The sequence below is a fragment of the Massilia sp. DWR3-1-1 genome, assembly GCF_049898325.1.
GTDB lineage: Bacteria > Pseudomonadota > Gammaproteobacteria > Burkholderiales > Burkholderiaceae_D > JAFCUW01.
This window is the reverse complement of sequence record NZ_JAFCXL010000008.1, coordinates 81,718-97,511: the sequence shown is the minus strand read 5'-3', so window position 1 is coordinate 97,511 and position 15,794 is coordinate 81,718. Positions and strand designations below refer to the sequence as shown.

19 protein-coding genes are annotated in these 15,794 nt (G+C 66.3%); 13 read left to right on the top strand and 6 right to left on the bottom strand.

The window, feature by feature from the left end; genetic code table 11:
- Window positions 1-8: 8 nt before the first annotated feature.
- Complete coding sequence (locus ACP7EY_RS10430; RefSeq protein WP_426193174.1) at window positions 9-890, bottom strand: MBL fold metallo-hydrolase; 882 nt, start codon at window positions 888-890, stop codon at window positions 9-11.
- A gap of 231 nt (window positions 891-1,121) precedes the next feature.
- Between ACP7EY_RS10430 and ACP7EY_RS10425 the strand changes: the two genes are divergently transcribed.
- The 13 genes from ACP7EY_RS10425 to ACP7EY_RS10365 all read left to right on the top strand — a co-directional run bounded on the left by ACP7EY_RS10425 (window position 1,122) and on the right by ACP7EY_RS10365 (window position 11,063).
- Entirely contained in the window at window positions 1,122-2,432 is a 1,311-nt protein-coding gene (locus ACP7EY_RS10425; RefSeq protein WP_426193172.1) for a sigma-54 interaction domain-containing protein, read from the top strand.
- A 284-nt stretch (window positions 2,433-2,716) separates the two neighbouring features.
- Entirely contained in the window at window positions 2,717-4,138 is a 1,422-nt protein-coding gene (locus ACP7EY_RS10420) for a cytochrome ubiquinol oxidase subunit I (RefSeq protein ID WP_426193170.1), read from the top strand.
- A gap of 2 nt (window positions 4,139-4,140) precedes the next feature.
- Entirely contained in the window at window positions 4,141-5,145 is a 1,005-nt protein-coding gene (cydB, locus tag ACP7EY_RS10415) for a cytochrome d ubiquinol oxidase subunit II (protein WP_426193168.1), read from the top strand.
- Entirely contained in the window at window positions 5,142-5,297 is a 156-nt protein-coding gene (locus ACP7EY_RS10410) for a DUF2474 family protein (RefSeq protein WP_426193166.1), read from the top strand. Before cydB ends, ACP7EY_RS10410 begins: the two co-directional genes overlap by 4 nt.
- A gap of 267 nt (window positions 5,298-5,564) precedes the next feature.
- A complete protein-coding gene (locus tag ACP7EY_RS10405) occupies window positions 5,565-5,756 on the top strand; it encodes a YgaP family membrane protein (protein ID WP_426193164.1) in 192 nt (63 codons plus the stop codon).
- Between the two features lie 19 nt (window positions 5,757-5,775).
- On the top strand, window positions 5,776-6,141 hold the full coding sequence (locus ACP7EY_RS10400; protein WP_426193162.1) for a carboxymuconolactone decarboxylase family protein: 366 nt from the start codon (window positions 5,776-5,778) through the stop codon (window positions 6,139-6,141).
- A gap of 106 nt (window positions 6,142-6,247) precedes the next feature.
- A complete protein-coding gene (locus ACP7EY_RS10395) occupies window positions 6,248-6,580 on the top strand; it encodes a metalloregulator ArsR/SmtB family transcription factor (RefSeq protein ID WP_426193160.1) in 333 nt (110 codons plus the stop codon).
- Window positions 6,577-7,008, top strand: a complete 432-nt coding sequence (locus tag ACP7EY_RS10390) for a YeeE/YedE family protein (RefSeq protein WP_426193158.1) — start codon at window positions 6,577-6,579, stop codon at window positions 7,006-7,008. Before ACP7EY_RS10395 ends, ACP7EY_RS10390 begins: the two co-directional genes overlap by 4 nt.
- 10 nt (window positions 7,009-7,018) lie before the next feature.
- Window positions 7,019-7,465 (top strand): YeeE/YedE family protein, encoded by a 447-nt coding sequence (locus ACP7EY_RS10385; protein WP_426193156.1) that lies wholly within the window; start codon window positions 7,019-7,021, stop codon window positions 7,463-7,465.
- Window positions 7,466-7,475: 10 nt separating this feature from the next.
- Window positions 7,476-8,276, top strand: a complete 801-nt coding sequence (locus ACP7EY_RS10380; RefSeq protein WP_426193154.1) for a sulfite exporter TauE/SafE family protein — start codon at window positions 7,476-7,478, stop codon at window positions 8,274-8,276.
- A 35-nt stretch (window positions 8,277-8,311) separates the two neighbouring features.
- Window positions 8,312-9,013 (top strand): MBL fold metallo-hydrolase, encoded by a 702-nt coding sequence (locus tag ACP7EY_RS10375; protein WP_426193152.1) that lies wholly within the window; start codon window positions 8,312-8,314, stop codon window positions 9,011-9,013.
- On the top strand, window positions 9,003-9,638 hold the full coding sequence (locus ACP7EY_RS10370) for a class I SAM-dependent methyltransferase (protein ID WP_426193150.1): 636 nt from the start codon (window positions 9,003-9,005) through the stop codon (window positions 9,636-9,638). The genes ACP7EY_RS10375 and ACP7EY_RS10370 overlap by 11 nt, the downstream gene beginning before the upstream one ends.
- A gap of 57 nt (window positions 9,639-9,695) precedes the next feature.
- On the top strand, window positions 9,696-11,063 hold the full coding sequence (locus ACP7EY_RS10365; RefSeq protein ID WP_426193148.1) for a protein kinase: 1,368 nt from the start codon (window positions 9,696-9,698) through the stop codon (window positions 11,061-11,063).
- On the opposite strand, the gene ACP7EY_RS10360 is transcribed toward ACP7EY_RS10365, so the two are convergent.
- The 5 genes from ACP7EY_RS10360 to modA all read right to left on the bottom strand — a co-directional run bounded on the left by ACP7EY_RS10360 (window position 11,041) and on the right by modA (window position 15,718).
- On the bottom strand, window positions 11,041-13,173 hold the full coding sequence (locus ACP7EY_RS10360; protein ID WP_426193146.1) for a TonB-dependent receptor: 2,133 nt from the start codon (window positions 13,171-13,173) through the stop codon (window positions 11,041-11,043). The genes ACP7EY_RS10365 and ACP7EY_RS10360 overlap by 23 nt on opposite strands.
- A gap of 31 nt (window positions 13,174-13,204) precedes the next feature.
- Window positions 13,205-13,678, bottom strand: coding sequence for a copper chaperone PCu(A)C (locus ACP7EY_RS10355; RefSeq protein ID WP_426193144.1), 474 nt, complete (start codon window positions 13,676-13,678; stop codon window positions 13,205-13,207).
- Between the two features lie 27 nt (window positions 13,679-13,705).
- A complete protein-coding gene (locus ACP7EY_RS10350) occupies window positions 13,706-14,353 on the bottom strand; it encodes an SCO family protein (protein ID WP_426193142.1) in 648 nt (215 codons plus the stop codon).
- A 194-nt stretch (window positions 14,354-14,547) separates the two neighbouring features.
- Window positions 14,548-14,922 carry a DUF2946 domain-containing protein gene (locus ACP7EY_RS10345; protein WP_426193140.1) on the bottom strand — a complete coding sequence of 125 codons (375 nt, stop codon included), beginning with the start codon at window positions 14,920-14,922 and terminating at the stop codon, window positions 14,548-14,550.
- 52 nt (window positions 14,923-14,974) lie between these two features.
- Window positions 14,975-15,718, bottom strand: coding sequence for a molybdate ABC transporter substrate-binding protein (gene modA, locus ACP7EY_RS10340; protein ID WP_426193139.1), 744 nt, complete (start codon window positions 15,716-15,718; stop codon window positions 14,975-14,977).
- Window positions 15,719-15,794 lie beyond the last annotated feature (76 nt).

Here is a 15,794-nt window from a genome sequence, read left to right as displayed (position 1 = left end):
TAGGTCCATCAGACTTCGTTGAGGGGAATCTTCAGGTAGCGCTTGCCATTCACCTCGGGCGGCGGGAAATGCCCGGCCCGCATATTCACTTGCACCGAGGGCAGGATCAATGTCGGCATCTCCAGTGCCGCGTCGCGGCGACTGCGCATGGCGACAAATTCCGCTTCACTGATGCCGTTGCGCACATGGATATTGTTGGCGCGCTCATCGGCGACGGTGCTGACAAACTGCACCTCGCGCCCGTCCGGCGGGTAGTCGTGGCACATGTACAGCACCGTGTCCGCGGGCAAGCTCAGCACCTTGTTTATCGAACGAAACAGGGTGCGCGCATCCCCGCCTGGAAAATCGCAGCGCGCCGTGCCGTAGTCGGGCATGAACAGGGTGTCGCCGACAAAGGCGGCCTGCGCCGTGCCATTGCTGACCACGTAGGTCATGCAGGCCGGTGTGTGACCGGGCGTGTGCAGTGCACGGCATGCCAGATTGCCGATGGCGAACTGCGCGTCGTCGGCAAACAGCTGGTCAAACTGGCTGCCGTCGCGCGCCATCTCGCTGCCGGCATTGAACAGTTCGCCAAACACCTGCTGCACGGTGGTGATATGGCGACCGATGCCGATCTTGCCACCGAGCTTTTCCTGCAGGTAGGGCGCGGCGGTCAGGTGGTCCGCGTGGACATGGGTCTCGAGTATCCATTCGACCGTGGCGCCCAGCGCGCCGACCCGCGCGATCAATGTGTCGGCGGACGCGGTCGAGGTACGGCCCGACTTGGGGTCGTAGTCGAGCACGCTGTCGATCAGCGCGCAGCGGCGCGTGGCGGGGTCCAGCACGATATAACTGACGGTGCTGGTGGCGGGATCGTAGTATCCCTCGACGTGAAGTGATGCACTGCGCATGATGGGTCATCTCCTTGGATTGGCGGCTTGCTGCATTCGCATGACGTTCCAAGCAAGATACATGCCACTGCCTTGGCGGCCGGCGAATTCAGGCCAAGCCCTTGATTTAATGGACGATATTGCTTCATGGCAGAGCGCTGCAGTCAGAAATTTTCCCGCACTGCCAGTTTGGCAGTAAGCTGTTGGCATACGTGGCAGTGCTGCGTCAGTGTCCGATCTTTGCCAGGAGCCATGATGAGCACCACCCCACCGCCGCCGCCATCGTCCGAAGTGCAGGCCCTGGTCTCGTTTCTCGAGCATGAAGCGCAGCCGATGATCGTGCTCGACCCTGATTACAATATCCTGGCGGCGAACACCGCCTACCAGCGCCAGTTCGGCAGCGCCGACCAGCCTTTCATCGGCCGCAAGTGCTACCAGGTGTCGCATCACTACGAGCTTCCCTGCGACCAGGCGGGCGAACATTGCCCGATGAAAAAAGCGCAGGAACTGCGCGGCCCCGACCGTGTGCTGCACATCCACCACACGCCGCGCGGTCCCGAGCACGTGGAAGTGGAATTGCGGCCGATCCTTGACCAGCACGGCGCCATCAGCGCCTACGTCGAGCGGCTGGCGGTGGTGCGCAGCGCTTCCGCCCGGCCCAGCGACGAGGGCCTGGTGGGCCGTTCGCCGTCCTTCAACCTGGCCCTGGCGGCCTTGCAGCGGGTGGCGCCGTCGATGCTGCCGGTGTTGTTGCTGGGCGAGTCCGGCACGGGCAAGGAACTGTTCGCCCGCGCCGTGCACGAAACGAGCGAGCGCGCCGGCGGGCCCTTTGTCGTCGTTGATTGTTCGGGACTGACGGAAACGCTGTTTGAAAGCGAACTGTTTGGCCATGAAAAAGGCGCCTTCACCGGCGCCACCGCGCGCAAGCCGGGGCTGGTCGAGACGGCGCAGGGCGGCACCCTGTTTCTCGACGAAATAGGCGACGTGCCGCTGGCGATGCAGGTCAAGCTGTTGCGCCTGATCGAGTCGGGCACCTACCGCCGCGTGGGCGGGGTCGAGACCCTGCACGCCAATTTCCGCCTGGTGGCGGCCACCCACAAGGGGCTCGAACAGATGATGGCGCAAGGACAATTCCGCCAGGATTTGTATTACCGCATCAGTGCGTTTCCGATTGTCTTGCCGCCCCTGCGCGAGCGCGCCGACGACATTGCGCTGCTCGTCAATTCCTTCCTCCAGCGCAGCGGCGCGGGCCGGCGCACGCTGCGCATCGACGCCGACGCCCTGGCGCTGCTGCAACAGCGCGCCTGGCCCGGCAATGTCCGCGAATTGCGCAACGTCCTCGAACGCGCCCGCCTGTTCGCCGACGATGGCGTGATCCGCGCCGACCACCTGCCCATGGCGCCTCCCGGTGCGGCGCGCGTGCCGGCCGCACCCGTGCGCGCGGCGACGTCGCTGGCCGCCACCGTGGCCAGCTTTGGCGGCAGCCGCAGCGCACTGGCCAGCCACCTTGGCATCAGTGAACGCACCCTCTACCGGCGCCTGAAAGCGCAGGGACTGGCGTAGTTGTCAGATGTGGCAGGCATGGCAGTGCTCTGCCATTGACTGCCACATTGGCAGCACCATGGCGGCTTGCAGCGGCTCCCGGCTGAAGGCTATTTTGTAAAGCATTGATATCAAACAGTAAAAGCGGTTTGATGCGACTGGCATGAAACGTGCGAGGTGAGATGCATGAGTGATCGCGGTAGCGCCCATCGCGATCTGTCGCGGTGTCAGCTTGCTGTCCTGCGGCGCTCACCGACTCACCATGCATGGACAGCGGCACCGCCGCTGTCCGTCAAAGGACCATCATGCTTGTTTTGCCCGACGCGCTGCTACTGGCACGCATTCAGTTTGCTTTTACTGTCAGCTTTCATTTCCTTTTTCCGGCAGTGACCATCGGCCTGGCCAGCTACCTGGCGGTGCTCGAGGCGCTATGGCTGAGGACGGGCCGCGACGTGTACCTCGACCTGTTTCGTTACTGGCTCAAGATTTTCTCGCTGGTGTTCGCCATGGGCGTGGTGTCGGGCATCGTCATGTCCTACCAGTTTGGTACGAACTGGGCGGTTTTTTCCGACAAGGCCGGCCCCATCATCGGGCCCTTGATGGCCTACGAAGTGCTGACCGCCTTCTTTCTCGAGGCGGGTTTTCTTGGCGTGATGCTGTTCGGGATGAGCCGGGTCGGCAAGCGCCTGCACTTTACCGCCACACTGATGGTTGCCCTTGGCACCTTCGTGTCCGCCTTCTGGATCCTCTCCGTCAACAGCTGGATGCAAACGCCGGCCGGCTACGCGATCAACGCCAGCGGCCAGTTCGTTTCCGCCGGCAGCTGGCTGGCCATCATCTTCAATCCCAGCTTCCCCTACCGCCTCGTACACACGGTGTCGGCGGCCTACCTGACGACGGCCTTCCTGGTCGGCGGCGTCGGCGCCTGGCACTTGTTGAAGGACCGCGCCAATCCCCGCTCGCGCATCATGTTCTCGATGGCGATGTGGATGGCGGCGATCGTCGCCCCGCTGCAGATCGTGCTCGGCGACATGCACGGCCTCAATACGCTGGAACACCAGCCGGTCAAGGTGATGGCCATGGAAGGCCACTACCAGAGCCACCCCGACGGTGCGCCGCTGATCCTGTTCGGCATCCCGAACAGCGCGCAGGACCGGGTCGACTATGCCATCGAAATTCCACGACTTTCTTCGCTGATCCTGAAACACGACCTGGATGCGCCGCTGGCCGGCCTCGATACCATCGCCCGCGAAGATCGCCCGCCGGTCGGCATCGTGTTCTGGTCGTTCCGCGTGATGGTGGGGCTGGGCTTGCTGATGGCCACGCTGGGCCTGCTCAGCCTGTACGCCCGCGCGCGCGGCACCCTCTACAGCTGGACCGGCCTGCACCGCTTCGCCCTGGCGCTGGCGCCGTCCGGCCTGATCGCCGTCCTGGCCGGCTGGATCACCACCGAGGTGGGCCGCCAGCCCTGGACCATCACTGGCCTGCTGCGCACGGCAGCGTCAGCGTCCCCGCTGGCGGCGCCGGCAGTGGCCGCCTCGCTGGTGGCCTTCGTGCTGGTCTACTTCGTCGTCTTTGGCGCCGGCATTGTGTACATTTTGAAACTGATGGCCAAAGCGCCCGGCGCCCATGAGCCATCGCCACCGCACATCCCCATGCGCAGTGCCGGCATCACCCCTGCCCAGGCGATCCAGCCTGAGCCTGCGCCATTGACCCGGAGCGAATAATCATGACGATCGACCTCACCATTGTCTGGGCCGCCATTATCTTCTTTGCGGTGTTCGTCTATGTCGTGCTCGATGGTTTCGATCTCGGCATCGGCATCCTGTTTCCCAGTTTTCAGCCTGGCCAGCAACGCGATACGGCCATGAACAGTATCGCGCCCCTGTGGGATGGCAATGAAACCTGGCTGGTGCTGGGCGGCGGCGGCATGCTCGCCGCCTTCCCGCTCGCCTACGGGGTGGTCCTGTCCGCCCTGTACGCACCGATCGTCTTGATGCTGCTGGCGCTGATCTTTCGCGGCGTTGCCTTCGAGTTCCGCTGGCGCGACCCGGCCCATCGCCCGGCCTGGGACGTGGCGTTCTGTGGCGGCTCCTTCCTGGCCGCGCTGGCGCAAGGCGTCGTGCTGGGGGCATTGCTGCAAGGCATACAGGTCAGTGGCCGCGCCTACGCCGGCGGCTGGTGGGACTGGCTCACGCCATTCTCGCTGCTCACCGGTGTCGGCGTCGTGCTCGCCTACGCGCTCATCGGCGCCACCTGGCTGGTGCTCAAGACGGAAGGCGCGCTGCAAGCGCAGGCGGTACGCCATGCGAGGCGCTTCGGCGGCGCCACCCTCGCCGCGATTGTCGCGGTCAGCCTGGCGACACCGTTTTTGGCAGGACATTATTTTGATCGCTGGCTGCGCTTTCCCAACATCTGGCTGGTGGCCCCGGTGCCGCTGCTGGTGGCCCTGGCAAGCTACGCCTTTACGCGCAGCCTGCGGGCGGGACGGGATCTGGCGCCGTTCTTGCTGACCCTGTGCGTGTTCTTGCTGTGTTTCGTCGGCATCGGCATCAGTATTTTTCCGTACGTCATTCCTGGCGCGGTCACCATCTGGGAAGCGGCAACCGAGCGCAGTAGCCAGGTGTTCATGCTGGTGGGGACCGCCGTCATCGTACCGCTGATCCTGGCCTACACCGGCTGGGCGTATTGGGTGTTTCGAGGCAAGGTCAGCGTGGAGGGTTATCACGCATGAGGCTGCCAAAATTCGACTGGCCCGCCATCGAGCCGCCTGCGGCGCCGCAAAAGCGGTCGCGGCGCCTGCTGTGGATGGTGGCGATCTGGGCTGGCAGCGTGCTCGTCCTGCTAGCCCTGGCCACCGTCCTGCGCGTGGTGCTGCGGCAGTAGGCGCATGGTCCGCGCCGGCGATTCGCACTGACAAAGCACTGCCAACGCTGCCAGAATGGCAGCGGCGACAGGTACTGCCGCCGCGCCAAATTGCCCGCCATGCGCCGCGCGCCCGGCACCCGGCCTCCCACGCATCAAGGCGCCACTGGCATGAACCATGCTTATATCAAAGATGATGACGTCGACCCGCGAAGGACGCACGGCACACAGACACGGTGTCTTCAGGCACTGTTCTGCCCTTGAACGACTGTTGAAGAAAGGTTGGCCATGAAAGCGAACGTAGGAAATATTGACCGGGTGATCCGGATTGTGGCAGGACTCGGCTTGATCGCGGCGACCCTGTCCGGCGCGATTGGCGCGTGGGGCTGGCTCGGCGTGATCCCGCTGGCGACGGGCCTCGTGCGCATCTGTCCCGCCTACCTGCCCTTCGGCATCAGCACCTGCCGCATGAAATCCTAGCCTGAAAGGGGGTCACTCGATGAGCACACCGCCAGGCAGTTATCGCGCTTTGACCGACTCGGTCTCGTACCACCTCGCCACTCTGCGCGCCGACCTGCCCGACGTGATGAAGGGATTTGGCGACCTGGCGCGGGCGGCATCGCGCGACGGCGCCCTCGACAAGAAAACCAAGGAACTGATCGCGCTCACACTCGGTGTGGCGGCCCATTGCGATGCCTGCATCGGCTTTCACGTGCAAACGCTGGTGCGGTTGGGAACCACCCAGGCCGAACTTGAAGAGGCGCTGGCCATGGCGATCTATATGGGCGGCGGCCCGTCGTTGATGTTCTCGGCCAATGCGCTGGCGGCGTTTGAGGAATTTTCAAGCACGCCGCCCGGACCGTGAGGCGGGATGGGGTGGGGTGGGTGGACCGACACACAATATATAGTTTTATAGTTTGTAATACTATATAATGTATGCGAACACTTCCACACCGCGCCAAGGAACCCGCATGCACCCGCCCCTCCCGTTTGAACCGGCCGCCATGCACGCCGCCGCCGCGCAGGCTTGCGGCCTGCTGAAAGTGCTGGCCAACCCCGACCGGCTGCTGCTGCTGTGCCAGCTGACGCAAGGCCCGCTGTGCGTGAGCGAACTCGAAAGCGCCCTGGGCATCGCGCAGCCCACCCTGTCCCAGCAGCTCGGCGTGCTGCGCGACGAAGCGCTGGTCACGACGCGGCGCGAAGGCAAGCAGATTTTCTACAGCATTGCCAGCAACGAGGCGATGGCCGTCATGCAGGTGCTGTACCAACTGTATTGCCACCAACCGAAGGGAGCAACATCATGATGATAGCTTGGGAACATTTCACACCGTGGGCCTCGCTGGCCGGGGGCGTGCTGATCGGCCTGGCAGCGGCCCTGTTCCTGCTGTTTAACGGCCGCATCGCCGGTATCAGCGGCATCCTCGGCGGCCTGCTCGAGTGGCCCAGGGGCGATATCGCCTGGCGCATCGCTTTCCTGCTGGGCCTGATCGGCGCCCCGCTCGCCTACGCCTGCTTCGCCCCCCTGCCGGACGTCACGGTCGATGCCGACACGGCCACGCTGGTCGTCGCCGGCCTGCTGGTGGGCATCGGCACGCGCTACGGCGCCGGTTGCACCAGCGGCCATGGCGTGTGCGGCCTGTCGCGCCGGTCGCCCCGCTCGCTGGTGGCGACCGCCGCCTTCATGGCTGCCGGCTTTCTCACCGTGTTCATCGTTCGTCACCTGGCTGCCTAAGGAGCATCGTATGGCTATCGTACAAATCATCATGGCACTGGCCGTCGGCCTGCTGTTTGGCATCGGCCTGATCGTCTCCGGCATGAGCGACCCGTCCAAGGTCCTCGGCTTTCTCGACCTGGCAGGCCGCTGGGATCCCTCGCTCGCCTGCGTCATGGGCGGCGCCATCGCGGTGGGCCTGGTGGCGTTCCGGTTCGCCGCAACACGCGACCGCGCCCTGCTGGGAGAAGTCATGCGCCTGCCCACGGCCTCGCAGATCGACCGCCGGCTGGTGCTGGGTGGCCTGGCCTTCGGCGCCGGTTGGGGCCTGGCCGGCTATTGCCCCGGTCCGGCGCTGGCATCGCTTGCCAGCGGCGGCGCCAAGCCGCTCATTTTCACGGCGGCGATGGTGGCCGGCATGGCGATCTTCGCCGTGCTCGAGCGCGTGGCAAGCTACCGCAAGCAGGCCAGCCAATGAGTACCATGCCATGCTGACCGTGCTGGGGCTGGGCCTGGTGGTGGGCCTGATCCTGGCCCTCACGGGCGCCGGCGGCGGCATCCTGGCGGTGCCGCTGCTGGTGTTCGGCAACCACATGGCGCTGGCCCAGGCCGGCCCCATCGGCCTGCTGGCGGTGGGCATGGCGGCCGCGCTGGGCGCCGTGCTGGGCCTGCGCGACGGTATCGTGCGCTACCGGGCGGCCATGCTGATCGCCGGCGCCGGCATGCTGGTCTCGCCGCTGGGCCTGTGGCTGGCGCACCGGATCGACAACCGCTATCTGAGCGTGCTGTTCGCCCTGGTGCTGCTGCTGGTGGCGTATCGCACGTGGCGCCAGGCGCGCCGGGCGCCGCTGGCCGAGCCTGTGGCGAGCCCTGCCATCCATCCTTGCCAGCGCAGTGCGCAAACGGGCCGCTTCATCTGGACCAGCACCTGTGCGCGGGCGCTGTCGCTGGCGGGCGCCGTCGCCGGCCTGCTGTCGGGCCTGCTCGGAGTGGGCGGCGGCTTCGTCATGGTACCGGCCTTGCAGCGCTACACCGACCTGCCCATGCGCGCGGTGGTGGCCACCTCGCTGGCGGTGATCGCCCTCGTTTCGGTCACCGGGGTCGTCGCCAGCGCCGCCACCGGCGGCATGAACTGGCCCGTGGCCATGCCGTTCGCCGCCGGCGCGCTGGCCGGCATGCTGGGCGGACGCCTGGTGGCGGCGCGCCTGGCCGGCCCCCACCTTCAGATCGGCTTCGCGGCCGTGTCGGCCGCCGTTGCCGTCGGCATGATCGCCAGGTCAGCCCTTTGAACCCTGTATCAGACACTGCCAAACGGAGACCCCCGATGATGATCCACCCTGTACAACTGTTCGACGTCGAATCGTCGACCTTCACCTATATATTGGTGGCCGACGACGAGCAATCGGCCGTCATCATCGACCCCGTCGAGCGGCACTGGGAGCGCGACCTGGCGCACCTCGAACGCCTGGGCCTGCGCCTTGCCTACGTGCTCGAAACGCATGCCCACGCCGACCACGTGACCTCGGCCGGCAAGCTGCGCCAGCTCACCGGCGCCCTCGCCGCCGCGCCCGCCGGTTGCGGCATCGCGCCGGCCGAGCTGCAACTGAACGATGGCGACCTGATCCGCTTTGGCGCCGACGACACCATCACGGTCCTGCACACGCCGGGTCACACGGCCGGCAGCGTCAGCTATGTCTGGCGCGGCAATGTGTTCACGGGCGACACCCTGCTCATCGACGGCTGCGGGCGCACCGACTTCCAGAGCGGCAGTGCCGATGCGCTGTACGACAGCGTCGTCGGCAAGCTGTTCACCCTGCCCGAGGCCACGCGCGTGTGGCCCGGCCACGACTACAAGGGCCAGTCGGTGTCGACGATCGGCTGGGAAAAGCGCCATAACGCCCGCCTGGCCAGGCGCAGCAAGGAAGATTTCGTCGTGCTGATGGCGGCGCTGAATCTGCCAAGACCGCGCCTGATCGACATCGCCGTACCGGCCAACCAGAACCTGGGCCTGCCGCATGGCGCATGAGCGGCACTTCAGCGACGCGGCGGCCACCTGGGACGCGCGTTTTGGCGGCAGCGATTTCCTGTTCGGCAGCGCGCCGAACGCCTACCTGGCCAGTCAGCGCGGCCTGCTCGCAGCGGGCGCCTCGGCGCTGGCCGTCGCCGACGGCGACGGCAGGAACAGTGTCTGGCTGGCGCAGCAGGGCCTGCGCGTGGACGCCTTCGATATCTCCCCGGTCGGCGTGGCCAAGGCCAGCGCGATGGCGCGCACGGCCGGCGTGGAGGTGAATCTGCAGGTGGCCGATTGCGAGGCCTGGAACTGGCAGGCCGACGCCTACGATGTCGTCGTCGCCATCTTCGTGCAGTTTGCCGATCCGGCCATGCGCGCGCGCCTGTTTGAGAACATGGTCGCCACGCTCAAGCCGGGCGGCTATCTGATCGTGCAAGGCTACACCCCGGCGCAGCTCGACTACAAGACCGGCGGCCCGGGCGTGCGCGCGCACCTCTACACGGGCGCCATGCTGCGCGAAGCGTTTGCCGCGCTCAAGATCCTCGACCTGCGCGAGTACGACGCTGTGCTCGCAGAAGGCAGCGCGCACCGGGGCCGCTCGGCCCTGCTGGGCATGGTGGCGCGCAAGCGGCAGGCTTGAGGCGATCCGAACTGTAGAATACGGCGCTGGCCCTTCGATCCTCCTTATCAGTCCCTCATGCACACCCTTGAACAACTACGCGACGGCTCGCTCGCCGGCGCGGTCCGCCTGCGCTTGTCGTGCGGTCTCACTGAATTTCCGCCGGAAATCTTCGACCTGGCGGACACCCTCGAAATACTCGACCTGTCCGGCAACGCCCTGTCGCGCCTGCCCGATGCGCTGCCGCGCCTGACGCGGCTGCGCATTCTCTTCTGTTCCAGCAACGATTTCACCGTGCTGCCGGCCATGCTGGGCGCCTGCCCGCAACTGACCATGATCGGCTTCAAGAGCAACCGCATCAAGGAAGTGCCGGCCACGGCGCTGCCGGCCGCGCTGCGCTGGCTGATCCTGACCGACAACCGGATTACCGCCCTGCCGGCGAGCATCGGCCGCTGCACGCAGCTGCAAAAGCTGATGTTGGCGGGCAATGAGCTACGCGCCCTGCCCGAGGCGCTGGCCGCCTGCACCGCGCTCGAATTGCTGCGCATCGCCGCCAACGCGCTCACCACGCTGCCGGCGTGGCTGCTCGCAATGCCGCGCCTGGCCTGGCTGGCCTATGCGGGCAATCCGTGCAGCGCAGCGGACGAAGCGGCCGCGCGCGCCGGCGCGCAGCCCGCCCCCATCGACTGGCAGCAACTGCAACTGGCGCAGCGCCTGGGCGAAGGGGCCTCCGGCGTGATCTACCAGGGACAATGGCGGCAGGCCGGCAGCGCGGCGGCGGACGCGGTTCGCGCGGTGGCGGTCAAGCTGTTCAAGGGAGCAATCACCAGCGACGGCTTGCCGGCGTGCGAGCTGGCCGCCTGCATCGGCGCTGGCGGCCATCCCCACCTGATTGCGGTGCTCGGTGAAGTGACCGGCCATCCGGCCGGCGCGCAGGGCCTGGTGATGGACCTGATCGACCCCGCCTTTCACAACCTGGCGGGGCCGCCCAGCATGGACAGCTGCACGCGCGACATCTACCGTCCCGGCCAGCGCTTTACGCTGGCCACCCTGCTGCGCCTTGCAGGCGCCGTGGCGGCGGCGGCGGCGCATCTGCACAGCCGCGGCATCCTGCACGGCGACCTGTACGGCCACAACATCCTCCATACGGACGACGGCGAAGCCCTGCTGGGCGACTTCGGCGCCGCCTCGCAGTTTGCCTGCCAGGGCGCGCAGGCCGGCGCCTTGCAGCGCCTGGAAGTGCGCGCCTTCGGCGTGCTGCTCGGTGAGTTGATCGAGCGCTGCGAGGGCGCGCCGGGGACCGACGATGTGATCGAGCCGCTGGCGCAATTGCGCCAGGACTGCGTGCAAGACAAAGCCGCCGCGCGGCCCCTGTTCGAGGACATTGCGCGGCGGATCGCCCAGGCGGATCAAGCGTGGCAGCTTAGAATCTGTAGCTGCCGGTAACGCTCAGATTGCGCCCCTGCGCCGGGGTAATCCAGCGCGACACGTGCAGGTGGCTGGAAACATAGTATTGCTGGTCGAATGCATTGCGCACGGCAATCTGGACCTCGAGCGACTGCCCCGGGCTGATTTTGTGCTGCCACGTGTGCGTCAGATCGACGCGGCCATAGCCGGGCAGCGTGGTGCTGTTGGCTTCATCGGCAAAGCGCGCCCCTTGCAGATACCAGCCGGCGCCCGATTTCCAGCCGCCGTTCCATCGGTACTGGCCCCACAGGGTCAGCGCCTGGCGGGCCACATTGGGCACCCGCTTGCCGCCGTAGACGGCGTTTTGCAAGTAGCGCGCATCGGTGTAGGCATAGGCGACAGACACATTGAGCTGCGCGCCGACAGCGCCGGTCAACGAGGCTTCCAGGCCCTGGGAGCGCGCCGTGCCGTCGACGGTGAAGTCGAAGTTGTTCAAGGGCGTACTCTGATCGGCCGAAATCATATTGCTCTGCTTGAGGCGATACAGCGCCAGATCGCCCATCAGCGCGCCGTCCAGCCACAGCGATTTCCAGCCCAGTTCCGCCTGCCGCGACTGGCGCGAGGGCAGCGACTGGTTCGACGAAGACGCCACCTGGTTCGGCGAGACGCCTGAGGCCAGGTTGGCGTACACGGTGTCGCGGGGAGAGAGGCGATAGAGCAGGCCCAGCTTGGGCGACCAGCGCGCTTCATTGACGGGCAGGACATTCGCCGCGCCATACACAAACTGCTGGTCCGTGTAGCGCAGCCCCAGCACGGCCGACCAGGCGCCAAGATCGACCTGGTCCTGGGCGGAGCCGGACACCGCCTTGAGCGCCTCGGTGGTGAGCGAGCGCGCCAGGGTCAAGCCCGAGGCGGGCGCCGTCACGCGTCCGTAAACGGGATGGTAGACGTTGATGCTCGGGCTGGTCGAAGCGGGCACCGACAAGCCCGGCTGATTGAGCGTCTCGCGGTAATAATCGACGCCGAAGAACAGCGTGTGCGCGATGCCGGCGAACTGCTGCTGGCTCGTGAGCGAGGTGGCAAGGCTGTCGATACGGCGCCGGGTGTCGGGCTCCCAGGCGGAGACGCGGGCGTAGGTGCCCGCCGGCTGGCCGGGCAAGGGCGAGCCGTTCAGAAGGTTTTTGATCGACGTCGAATGCGCTTCCAGGTGGCTGGCATCGATGGCCAGGCGGGCGGCGCCACCCAAGCCGACGTCGGCATGCAGGTCGACGATGCGATTGTTGGTGGTGGAGTCGCCAAAGGGCTCGCCGAACTGGCGGTCGCGGGGAACGGCCACCGGGCCGCCATCGATCGCGGGAATGCCGTAATCGGGCCGGTAGGTCTGATTGATCGCCTCGAAGCCGGCCACCAGGTGATAGTCGCTGCCGCCACTCTTGGCCAGTCCCAGCTTGACGCCATCGAGGCGGTCGGGGACATGGCGCCACTGGCTCGCCTCGGAGCGGGTGGCGATGATGCGCGCGGCCAGTTCATCGTCGGCCGAAAGCACCCGATTGAGGTCGACGGAAAGCTCGCGGGCACCGTGCTGGCCGGCCGACAGCAGCACGCTGCCGGCGTTGTGCAGGCGTGGCTGGCGCGTGACAAGATTGACCGTGCCACCGGGTTCGCTGCGCACGCCGACGGCGGCGCCGGGGCCGCGCAGCACGTCGACGCTCTCGATAAACGCGGGCACATACGGATAATTCGACAGTCGCACGCCATCGCGCATGACCCGGCTCGAGCCCGTGCCGCTATCGGTGACGGCGCCGCGCAGGATGAAGAACTGGGTGTGCGCGCCATTAAAACCCGTGTCGGCCTGCGCGCCCGGAATATTGCGCAGCGCGTCCTGCAAGCTGGTGCCGGCCTGATCGCGGATGCGCTCGGCGGCCACGCTGTTGACGGAAAACGGCACCGCCATCGGCGAGGCCGCGCTGCCGGTGGCCAGGGCGCTGGGCCGCTGTCCGTCGACGGGGAGCTGGCCGGTGACGATCACGGTCGCCAAGGGCATGGGCGGCGCGGGATCGGCCGCCAGGGTTTGCGCGTGCGCGGGCAGCGCTGCGCTGGCCGCCAGCAGGGCTGCGACGGCCACGTAATGCGGTGTGTGATGGTTCATTGATGGTGTTTTCTTTGGCGGGTGAGGACGATCAGTGAGGCGAATGGCCAGCCTGGGCAGCCGGCGTGGCCGCGGCGTTCAGCGCGCGCACGGGCGCTTTCACGTCGACCGTTTCGCGCTTGCCCGCCGCATCCTGGAACACCAGTTGCAGCGGCACGGTGTCGCCCTCCTTGACCTGCTGTTTCAGGTCGATGAGCATGATATGAAAGCCACCGGGCTTGAGCTCGGTTTGTTTGCCCGCGCTCAGGTCCACGCCGGCAACCTGGCGCATGCGCATGACATCGTTTTCCATGGCCATCTCGTGGATTTCGACGATGGCGGCGACCGGCGAGCTCGCGCTGACCAGCTTGCTGTTGTTGGGCGAATTCAGGCGCATGAACGCGCCCGTGGCTTTCTGTTGCGGCACGGTCGCGCGCACCCACGGCTCGCTCACGCGGACCTGGGCGTGGGCAGGCGCCACCAGCAGCATGGTGGACGCGGCGAAGGCAAAAAGGATCGATTTCATGGTAATTCTCCTCGGTGAGTGTCGGTTTTAGGCGGGATGGAGGATCTGGCGCAGGTCCTGCGCGCATTCCTGCGCGCTCTGCGCGTGCCGCCACGCCAGGCGCAGCGCACCGGCGGGGTCGAACACGTAGCTGAGCGAGGTGTGGTCCATGGTGTAAGAGTCACCGGTGGGCACTTTTTGGAAATAAATTTTGAACTCTTTCGCCACTGCCGCCGTCTGCGCCTGGTCGCCGTACAGGCCGATAAAGCTGGGATCGAAGGCGGCCGTGTAGGCTTTCAGCACGGCCGGGGTGTCGCGCTCCGGGTCGATCGTCACGAACAGCACCTGCAGCTTGTTGCCGTCGGCACCCAGCAGGCGCCGGATGTCCGTCGCCCGCGCCAGCGCGGTGGGGCACACGTCGGGGCACTGGGTAAAGCCGAAGAACAACATGACGGCCTTTCCTTTGAAATCGCGCAAGCTCCGCGGATTGCCGTCGGCGTCGCGCAAGCTAAATTGCCGTCCGTAGTCGGCGCCGCTGGCATCGATGCCGTGAAAACGCACGGGGGCAGCCTTGTTGCGGCAGCCGGCCATCGCCATGGCGACGGCAAGACCTGACAGCAGCACGGTCCGGCGCGCGGCGGCATCGACCACCAGCGCCGGCCCGTGCCGCCCGCCTGTTTGATTATTCGACTTCATCACATCACTTTCTGGAGGGGGAAGACATCGCATACGGCCAGGCAGGCGCCGGCACACGATGGCTGTTGGAGGGTGAGACTGCGCGGGAGTTCGACGCCGACAAGGCATCGTGCCATGGCGAACGAACTCGGTGGCACCGCCCGCAGCAGCGGGCCTGGCGGTGACAGGCGATCAGTTCAACTACGGCGCGGACGTCAGGCGGCGGGCGGGCCGCGCGATTGCGCGACCGTCCAGATCGCCAAAGGACGGGGCGACTGGAAAAAGAGGAAGGGAAGACTGGCCGGGGCTTCGATCAGGGCAATTGCAAAGCCCGCACTGGGCGGCAAGGCGAGGGAGGCGGCGTGGGTGGCGCAGAACGGGCAATGCTCGAGCTGGCTGGTATCGTGCTCGCCAGGCGCCGGCATGGCACTATCGGCCACGCTCAGCGTGACCACTGCCGCCCCGCTGGCGCTGCAGATCTGGGTCCAGATTTGCGCGCGCGGCGATGCCGTGGCATGGGACAGTGCCGGCGCCAGCGCAGCGAACAGCATCGCGAAACATGCGATGCAGGCGGCGAGGTGGCGCGTCATTGTTTTCAGTCCCATATGAAAATTATAGCAGTGCTGGCAGGGCCGCGCCCGACTACAGGGCGTAGCCGTAGGACCGGATGATCACTTTGGCCGCATCGCTTTTCAGATAATTGAGGAAGGCATCGACTGCCGGCTTGCCCCTGCCCTTGTCGAGGGCGATGGCGTCCTGGCGGATCGGGCTGTAGAGCGTGTCGGGCACCACCCAGGCCGAACCGGATTTGAGTTTGCCGCCTTCGAACACTTGCGACATGGCGACAAAGCCCAGTGGCGCCGCCCCGGAAGCGACAAACTGGTGGGCCTGGGCGATGCTTTCGCCAACCACCAGTTTCGCTTCGATAACGCCGTAGACATTGAGCTTTTTCATCGCTTCAACGGCGGCGGCGCCGTAAGGGGCCAGTTTCGGATTGGCGATCGACAGGTGCGCGAATCCGGGCTGGTTCAACACCGCGCCCTTCTCGTCCACCACGCCGGACCGGGCGCTCCACAGCACCAGCTTGCCGATGGCATACGTGAACCGGCTGCCGGCCACGCCCGCGCCTTCTTTCTCGAGCCTGGCCGGGGTGTCATCGTCGGCCGCCAGCAGGATCTCGAACGGCGCACCATTGTGAATCTGGGCGTAGAACTTGCCGGTCGCGCCCACCGTGCTGCGCACCTTGTGCCCCGTTTGCTGCTCGAAGCGGGCCACAATATCCTTCATTGGCGCGGCGAAATTGGCCGCCACCGCCACCTGCACCTCGTCGGCACGCACCAGGCCGGTCGTGACCAGGCACAGCATCAATACGGTAAAACGGAACATGCTTACTCCAATCGCTCATTTCTTTATATTCCACAATATATAGCGCATTGGCATTCCTGGCAAAGCGCACTGCCGG